The organism is Proteiniclasticum ruminis (assembly GCF_900115135.1).
Lineage (GTDB): Bacteria > Bacillota > Clostridia > Clostridiales > Clostridiaceae > Proteiniclasticum > Proteiniclasticum ruminis_A.
On sequence record NZ_FOVK01000028.1, the window covers coordinates 1 to 7568 of the forward strand.

General features: G+C 32.5%; 8 protein-coding genes. 5 read left to right on the forward strand and 3 right to left on the reverse strand.

Annotated features, from left to right (window positions below):
• Positions 1-506 precede the first annotated feature (506 nt).
• The gene (locus tag BM243_RS14875; protein WP_074913385.1) at positions 507-1433 is read right to left on the reverse strand and encodes a hypothetical protein; all 927 of its coding nucleotides are present in this window, start codon (positions 1431-1433) and stop codon (positions 507-509) included.
• A gap of 266 nt (positions 1434-1699) precedes the next feature.
• Here BM243_RS14875 and BM243_RS14880 point away from each other — a divergent pair, with 266 nt between their 5' ends.
• The 5 genes from BM243_RS14880 (at position 1700) to BM243_RS14895 (ending at position 4990) form a co-directional block, all read left to right on the forward strand.
• Positions 1700-2128, forward strand: coding sequence for a GNAT family N-acetyltransferase (locus tag BM243_RS14880; RefSeq protein ID WP_177213542.1), 429 nt, complete (start codon positions 1700-1702; stop codon positions 2126-2128).
• A gap of 208 nt (positions 2129-2336) precedes the next feature.
• Positions 2337-2768 carry a helix-turn-helix domain-containing protein gene (locus BM243_RS14885; protein ID WP_074913390.1) on the forward strand — a complete coding sequence of 144 codons (432 nt, stop codon included), beginning with the start codon at positions 2337-2339 and terminating at the stop codon, positions 2766-2768.
• 1 nt (position 2769) lies between these two features.
• Positions 2770-3153, forward strand: a complete 384-nt coding sequence (locus BM243_RS14890; RefSeq protein WP_074913392.1) for a hypothetical protein — start codon at positions 2770-2772, stop codon at positions 3151-3153.
• Positions 3154-3843: 690 nt separating this feature from the next.
• Positions 3844-3975, forward strand: coding sequence for a hypothetical protein (locus BM243_RS15520; protein ID WP_278335461.1), 132 nt, complete (start codon positions 3844-3846; stop codon positions 3973-3975).
• Positions 3976-4333: 358 nt separating this feature from the next.
• Positions 4334-4990, forward strand: coding sequence for a hypothetical protein (locus BM243_RS14895; RefSeq protein ID WP_074913394.1), 657 nt, complete (start codon positions 4334-4336; stop codon positions 4988-4990).
• Between the two features lie 387 nt (positions 4991-5377).
• Here BM243_RS14895 and istB read toward each other — a convergent pair whose 3' ends face one another.
• Both istB and istA read right to left on the reverse strand, forming a co-directional pair.
• The gene (istB, locus tag BM243_RS14900; RefSeq protein ID WP_074913396.1) at positions 5378-6145 is read right to left on the reverse strand and encodes an IS21-like element helper ATPase IstB; all 768 of its coding nucleotides are present in this window, start codon (positions 6143-6145) and stop codon (positions 5378-5380) included.
• A complete protein-coding gene (gene istA / locus BM243_RS14905) occupies positions 6142-7383 on the reverse strand; it encodes an IS21 family transposase (protein WP_074913398.1) in 1242 nt (413 codons plus the stop codon). Before istA ends, istB begins: the two co-directional genes overlap by 4 nt.
• Positions 7384-7568 lie beyond the last annotated feature (185 nt).

A 7568-nucleotide genomic window follows, 5' to 3' on the forward strand; every position in this document is an offset into this window, starting at 1 on the left:
TACACTGCTATAAGACAAAGAATTGATATTCAGTGCAAGATACAACCTATGGATCATTCCCAAGTACGCGAGTACTTGAGGTGTCACCTAAATTACGCAGGAACCGACCGAGATATCTTTACGGATGAGGCGATTGAGATAATTTACCGGTTCTCAGGAGGCTCTTCCAGACTCGTAAACAAGGTATGTACCAGTTCTCTCATCTATGGATACCAGAATGGGAAAAGAATTATCGATGACCATATGGTAAAGATCGTAATCAATGGAGAATTAAGCTAAAACAAATGGCAAGCCTATCAAGCTTGCCATTTCTACCAGCAATTTATGGACAGTAAACACCGTCAGTTTCTGGACATTATAAAAAGTCATTAACAGTTAAAACTTGAAGATAGCTATGAAACTCTAAAAAAAGATTTCAATGAAATTTTCATTTTAACTGTTCCAGAAGCAGAAAATATAGGTTTTGAATACTTATATAATTTTACAAATTACATCATGCAGGAGTGTCATTCATCACTGATAGAAAGATCAAAAGGATAATATATTTTAAGGTCTGAATCAAATCCTTTCTTTAACATTTGATAATCTAAATAGAAATTATAATTAGCTTCGTCTTTCTTTATCAAGGATAAAAAAAGACGAATTTTCTCTTCAGGAAAGTTAGCGAATTTCATATATAGAGCTATGCTTCTTTCATAGGGATAAAAATAATTAAGGTAATTCATAAAAGTTGCCATTTTTTCGATATCAAGAGTATCTTTAGCAGCAACAAATCCATTTAAGACAGAAGACACCCCACCAGAATAAGAAGGTCTAATGACACAGTCAATCAATGTTCTTTCTATGCCTGAATAGAATAAGTTGTTATTTTTATTAAGGAGATCATTATTAGTTTTTGGAAGAAGATAACCTTCTAAAAAAACTATTCTATATAAATTGTTATTCCAATATATTTCAGTGATTTTTTCTGATTTTCTCATGGGTTTGCTAAAAACAATATCAATTGTTTTTTGATCAACCTTGTTTTTTTCTGAAGAAGAAGGTTTTTTAGTTTCTTTTTTCAAGTATATTGTATTTGATTTATTGACGGTTAATTGGTTTAAAGAAAGCGCAGTATAGTGTGCAAAATAAGAGTTGACATAAATTATGTTTGCTATAGAAAAAATGTCATGTTTTTTAGGAAAGAAAAGATAGATATCATTAGAATAAGAGCTACCGGGAAGTGGTTTAATCAAATTAACTTCATTTAATTCATCTAAAGCTTCTTTAATAGATTTCCAAGACGAATCTTCTAATTCAGGAATGATTTCCGCTAATTTAATTTTGAAGGTAAACCGATTATATTCTTTAGTCCCACCACCAAGAGAAAAACAGGCCGAAGTAAACTGTTCTAGATGCTCACGAATAAATTGTAAAGTTTCTTGTGCGTTCAAATCATCACCTTATTTCTCAAGAAGTAAGTAATACAAAGTATATATACTTTGTATTATAACAAACTTTTTCAAAAAAGTCAAGTCTAGATGAAGAATAGTGTTAAAAATGATAAAATATATCAAGTGAGCGAAATAAAAATAGTCAATGGGATTTACACCATGAGTTTGTTGAGACTAAAGTTTTGATATACAACGATAAATAAGGAATGGAGAGATAAAATGAATTTAAAAGGCAAAATGGAATGCGATTGTTCAAATCAAGGATAGTGCATAAAATTAACTTTGGGAAAGGAAGGACTATTAAAGAATTAATGTATAAAAATTTATTTAGGAAAACTATAAAAGTATGGGTAGAAACTACTGGAGATTCGATATACTCTAAAATTTCAATTGATGATAGAGTAGTATCGAAGATACAATGTGTTTTACAGGAAGAAGGCATATTGTTAATAGGAGATATTACACCATTTATAAAGAAATCTTATCGTTGTAAGGGATATGGATCTCTAATGATGGATGAACTTTTTAAATATGCTTATGAGAATGAGATAAATAAAATTGTCGGAAACCTATCATTAGTAGATAGTGATCATAAAGAACGTCTAAAAGCATTTTATGAAAAAAATGGTTTTAGAGTAATCGAATATGAATTACCTACAGAAGGACACTATGGCGAAATAATTAAAATAATGTAGGATTGTTTAGAAACCCAGAACAAGTGAAAGGGGTAATTATTCCAAGAATCATAACGAAGGAACCGAGTTTGTCGCAATAAGAATTGGGTAAAATTCACAGATAATATACTGATTATCGGTAAATGTTAGGTATTTTTGCGCAAATAATAAACTCATTTGATAGTTAACACTTATAAAATAAAATAGAATTTAACTAGAGGTGATCACAATGAAAACATTTGGAGAAAACTTATATCTCTTAAGAAAAGAAAATAAATTAACTCAAGAAGAAATTGCAGCTGCCCTTAATGTAACTCGACAGACCATATCAAATTGGGAGACAGATAATGTTAAACCTACTATAGATAAAGTGATAGCACTTTCTGAAGTATATGGTGTGTCTTTAGATACTTTGATTGGTAAAAAAAGATCTGAAACAAAAAAGGTTAGCCCTATTTTCAAAAAATATGAGGGAGCAAGAGGAATCCTCTATATGAAACCCGTTAAGAGTCAACCTTTCTTCCCTTATTGTACAGTTAAGAATATTGAAATAATAGAGATAGATGATATCTCTATGGAAATTCGTATTCATGAAAAAAATATTGCAAATCAACTTATCTTTATAAAAGATGTTTTAGGATTTTTAAAGGAGGGAAATTAATATGTGGTGGGTAATAGGTATTGCCGTTATTATACTTTATTATAAAATGGAAGATGTATTAGAAATATTAAAAAAGAAAGATCCTGAATATCAGAAGAACAAACATAAAGAAAAAAAGATTGAAATTGAAGAAAAACATAAATTAGTTGATCAATTAAAAGCGAATATAGGTAATGTAGTTACTATAAAATCAGACGATCTTATTTACACCAATCAAAATAACATGGCTTGGGATATGAGTGAATTAACTGGCAAAATTCTAGAAATTGATGAAGATTGGATTAATTTAGAATATAGATCTAAAAAAATTATTAAAAAGGAATGTTCAGATCATTTTATATTTAGAACAGATAGCATTAAGAGCTTTACGAGTTTGTCACAATAATACATAAGTAAAACTCAAAAATAATATCAATTACAAAAGCTTTAGTAATAGTTGTAAACTCTTCTATTTCTAAGTTCTCTATCATTTTTATAACCTCCCTTTGCAATAGTATATTCTTTGAATGTTACTCTCATCAGTCAGAGTGATTATTTGATTTTATTCCATCGGGTTTACTTCGTTTGTGCGCAGGTACAATTTTTGGGGGTATCTACGAGGCGGGTATTATTATCAAATTGTAAATAATTATAAGAACATAGATTTCCATTTTAAATTGTGATAATATTATATCAATAGAGAATATTCGGATAATACCGCTTATAAATTTATTATTTATAGAGTTAATTATAGTTTTTTAAATAATATTTAATCAAAAGGTATTGAATTCAAAGTCTACTTTTTTAAATGCCCAAGCTTTAGTTGATCTTGTCCCTACGGAAAGACAACGAGATATTAGAACCATGTATGAAAACGCTCGAAAAAAAGCAGTTGAATACATGAGAACAAAAACAAATGAATTCGAGGACATTTATAGATAATAAGGAGAGGATGGAATGATTATATCCGACGAAAAAAAAATATGTAGAGCGAGAGTCAATGCATAATCTTATTCAAGAGCTTGGAACTTCAACTTTAGGATTATATTTAACTTTTAAACATCTAGAATATACCAATCCGAAAGGAGTTAATGAAATGAGTTTACTAGAACATTCTGGAGATGGTGTAAAAAAGAATAAAATATATCTAGAAAAGTTAATAGAAAAAGAGTACCTAGTAAGAAATGATAACGGATTTATTATTCCAAACAAGAACAAAATATTTTAGCAGAGTACCTTAAGCGGTATAAGATCTAACTATGTGGTACTATGCAAATTAAGTGTGTAATATGCAAGAAATATAGATGGAATAAGTGACTGAGGATGGGGAAATAAAATAATGCGTGGGGAAATGTATAGTTAACTAAAAACATTTCGCAGTTTATTTCCAAGACAAATTAGGAAAATTAAATATACTTGAGTAAATGTTTATATCTTATATTGCAATATTTGATAATTTTAAGCATCGCTATAGGTACAACAATTGGATAACTTTCTAACCATATTAATAGAACAACCAAATATAATTATTCTGGTTGCCTATGATCGATAATACATACCTATAAACAAGGATTAAAGGAGGAAACATGAATATTTTATTCAATAAGACAAAGAGATTTTTACAATTTAATATTATGGCAATATTAATACTAGTTTTTTCATTTTCAACTCCAGTCAGTGCAGCTACTGAACTATCATCTACTAATGAAGATGGATATGCTATTTATGTAAATAGTGATGAAGAGTATGAGGCTCTGATTGAAGCTATTGACAATCATAATGAGCTTGTAGAACAAAAATGGCAAGAAGCATTAGCTGAAGCAAACAAGGAAAAATCTATGTTAATAATGCCTAGTTCTCAAATGAAGACAACTGCATTTTCAACAACAACATCCAGATCTTCACTATACTACAGCCAAACAGCTGATATTAGGTATAAATGGTCTGCATTTCCTGGATGGGACTATTTCAATGGCTATCTTAAGTTAATAGGAAATACTACTTCAAATTCATATGGTACAAAATTTTTTAGTAGTTTTTCATCAGTAAATCTCTATTCAAGTTCAACTAAAAATGGTGTAGATGGCTTTTCATATCAAAAGGCTTTGATTGATAGTAGTAGAACTTACGCTATTAATTTTTCATCTAATGTAACCATTTACCGAACCTCCACTAACTCTAAAAGGTACCCTGTTAAAGGTTATGTTGAGTTTTACGCTAGTGGTGGATCATACGTTTACTAATTAATAATTAAGCAAAAAAAACTATTGTATTATCGATCTTTGAGGTGGCTTGATAAAAGCCATCTCAGTTTATGTTATAATAAACTAAAAGAATAAATTTTTTATGTAGGAGAAGTTTTATGAGAAAAAAAATATACCCAATAATCATACTGTTTTCATATCCAATTACACTAATCATATTGACAATATTAAGATTAACGACAAGAGGATATGTTGATTATAACACTATTCCAATCGTATTAATCACTATTTCTATCGTTATATTCTCACTTATTAAGTACAAAGAGTTGTAAAAAAAGACATGCGTAGATTATTTTTCTCGCATGTGTCAACCCCATTTTAGATTTCCCCATAATCACCGGTTGAAAATTCCACTTTTCTACGGTTTTATTCTTCAAATTTGCTGGTGTTATAGAACCCAGCTTTTTTCTTTTCTTTTATCCGATAACTGTCTCCTTTAATATTGATAGTCGTGGAATGATGCAGTAATCGGTCAAGTATAGCCGTAGCTACTACTTGGTTTCCGAAGACTTCGCCCCAGGAACCGTATGATTTATTTGATGTTAGAATGATGGAGCCCTTTTCATACCGATTCGAGATGATCTGGAAAAAAACATGTGCGATATCATCATCCATTGCAGCATATCCGACTTCATCAATAATGAGAAGTCCTGGTTTTGAGAGAGCCTTGATTTTGCGGTGTATCTTTCCTGTACTTAGATTTTCCCTAATCATAGCGATTAGTTCATGAGCACTTAGGAAATATGCGGTATATCCGTTTTTCAATGCTTCTACAGCAAGTCCCACCGCCAGGTGGGTTTTCCCCACGCCTGGCGGACCCAAAAAGATGACGTTCTCACTTCTTTCTAAAAAACCTAGTGTTCTAAGTTCATTGATCTTCCGCTTATTTGCACTAGGTTGGAATTCAAAGTCAAACTCATCAAGCTGCTTCACATAGGGGAGTTTGGCCAGCTTCAGGTTCGTCCTGGTTGCTCTGCTCTTCTTGGCTTCAATCTCAGCCCATAACATCTTGTCCAGGAATTCCAAATACGATATACTTTCCTTAGAAGCCTCTTCGGCATAATGATCATAGGTTTCTTGGAGATGGATAAATCCCAAGATATCACACGCTTGGACTATTCTTTGGTGGATCATTCTGTCACCTCCGTAATTAAGCGGTCGTAGAAATCAAGAGGTCTTTGATACACTTTGGGAGATGAGTCTGAAGTCATTCGTGGTGCCGTGGGGGCTTTCACTGAACGATTTCTGGAGATGATTCCTTCAAAGTGTTTTTTCTTGCGCCTAAACTGATGCTTTCCTGCTACTTTTTCATGGGTATCGATATACAAGCCATTCTCATCATAAAACTCAATATAGCCGTTCTTTAGGTCTTTTATGGCCACCCTTCTGCCGACAAATTGAAATGGGACAGAGTAAAGATTTGTCTCATACTGCACCATACAGTCATTCATAACCTTTCTACTCGCTAAGCTGGCGCTTAGGAAGGAGGTTTCATTTGCTGAGATCAGCTTCTCTTCAAGAAATGCTTCTGCTGGGATTCTGCGAGTCGTTTTATGCAATCTTACGTTGCATTTAGTATCAAGCCATTCTCTCGTCTTCTGATTCAGTTCTGCAATATTCCTGAATTCTTTTACTCTTGGCCAGAAGTTCCTGCGTAAGTACTTTACTCCATTTTCTACTTTACCTTTTCCTCGAGGATTATACGGCCTACAACGTATTGGTGTGAAACCGTGGTAATCAGCAAATCTCAAAAATGTCTGATTCCACTTATCATTCCCGCTTTTATGACTGTACTGGACAACAGTTTTCATGTTGTCGTATAAGATTGTTTCAGCAGTTCCCCCAAAGAACTTAAAGGCTCGTTCGTGACATCCAATCAGTGTTTCTAACTTCTCATCTTCTGTATATTCTGCATATTTTTGTCTGGAATAGCCCATAATCATGACAAATGCATGGAGTTTCTTCTTAGACCCATCCGGAAGGATGGCGTGAAACTCCCCCCAGTCAACCTGAGCTTGTTTTCCTGGTGGTGTTTCGAAGCGTATAGATGCTGCTCCTTTATGGTGCTTCCGATAAGGATGCATGAACTCTCGAAGAATACTGATTTTTCCTGTATATCCTTTTTCTTTAATCTCATCATAGATCACAACTGCATTGAGACATCCTTCCATCATTCTTTCCAGTATGTAGTCTTTATGTGGTTCGAGCTTGCTTTCTGTTTTTCTTTTACGTTGATATTTGGGTAACTGATCTGACTTTAACCATTTACGTACTGTTTTTGGATCTAAGTCAAGTTGTTCTGCTATCTGTCTTATGGACAGCCCTTTACTTTTTAAGTCTCTTATCATAAATAACTCCTCCAGTTTAACCATATCCTATCCTCCTCATAAAATATATGTATAGGATATGGTGTTTTTGGGGAATTTTCAATTGGTGATTATGTCCATTTTAACTCCGGTTCTTACACTGCTATAAGACAAAGAATTGATATTCAGTGCAAGATACAACCTATGGATCATTCCCAAGTACGCGAGTACTTGAGGTGTCACCTAAATTA

Excerpts from the sequence above, each read along its gene's own strand:
- BM243_RS14895 (WP_074913394.1), top strand. The coding sequence starts at position 4,334 with ATGAATATTTTATTCAATAAGACAAAGAGATTTTTACAATTTAATATT.
- BM243_RS14890 (WP_074913392.1), top strand. The coding sequence starts at position 2,770 with ATGTGGTGGGTAATAGGTATTGCCGTTATTATACTTTATTATAAAATG.
- BM243_RS15520 (WP_278335461.1), top strand. The coding sequence starts at position 3,844 with ATGAGTTTACTAGAACATTCTGGAGATGGTGTAAAAAAGAATAAAATA.
- istB (WP_074913396.1), bottom strand. The coding sequence starts at position 6,145 with ATGATCCACCAAAGAATAGTCCAAGCGTGTGATATCTTGGGATTTATC.
- BM243_RS14885 (WP_074913390.1), top strand. The coding sequence starts at position 2,337 with ATGAAAACATTTGGAGAAAACTTATATCTCTTAAGAAAAGAAAATAAA.
- istA (WP_074913398.1), bottom strand. The coding sequence starts at position 7,383 with ATGGTTAAACTGGAGGAGTTATTTATGATAAGAGACTTAAAAAGTAAA.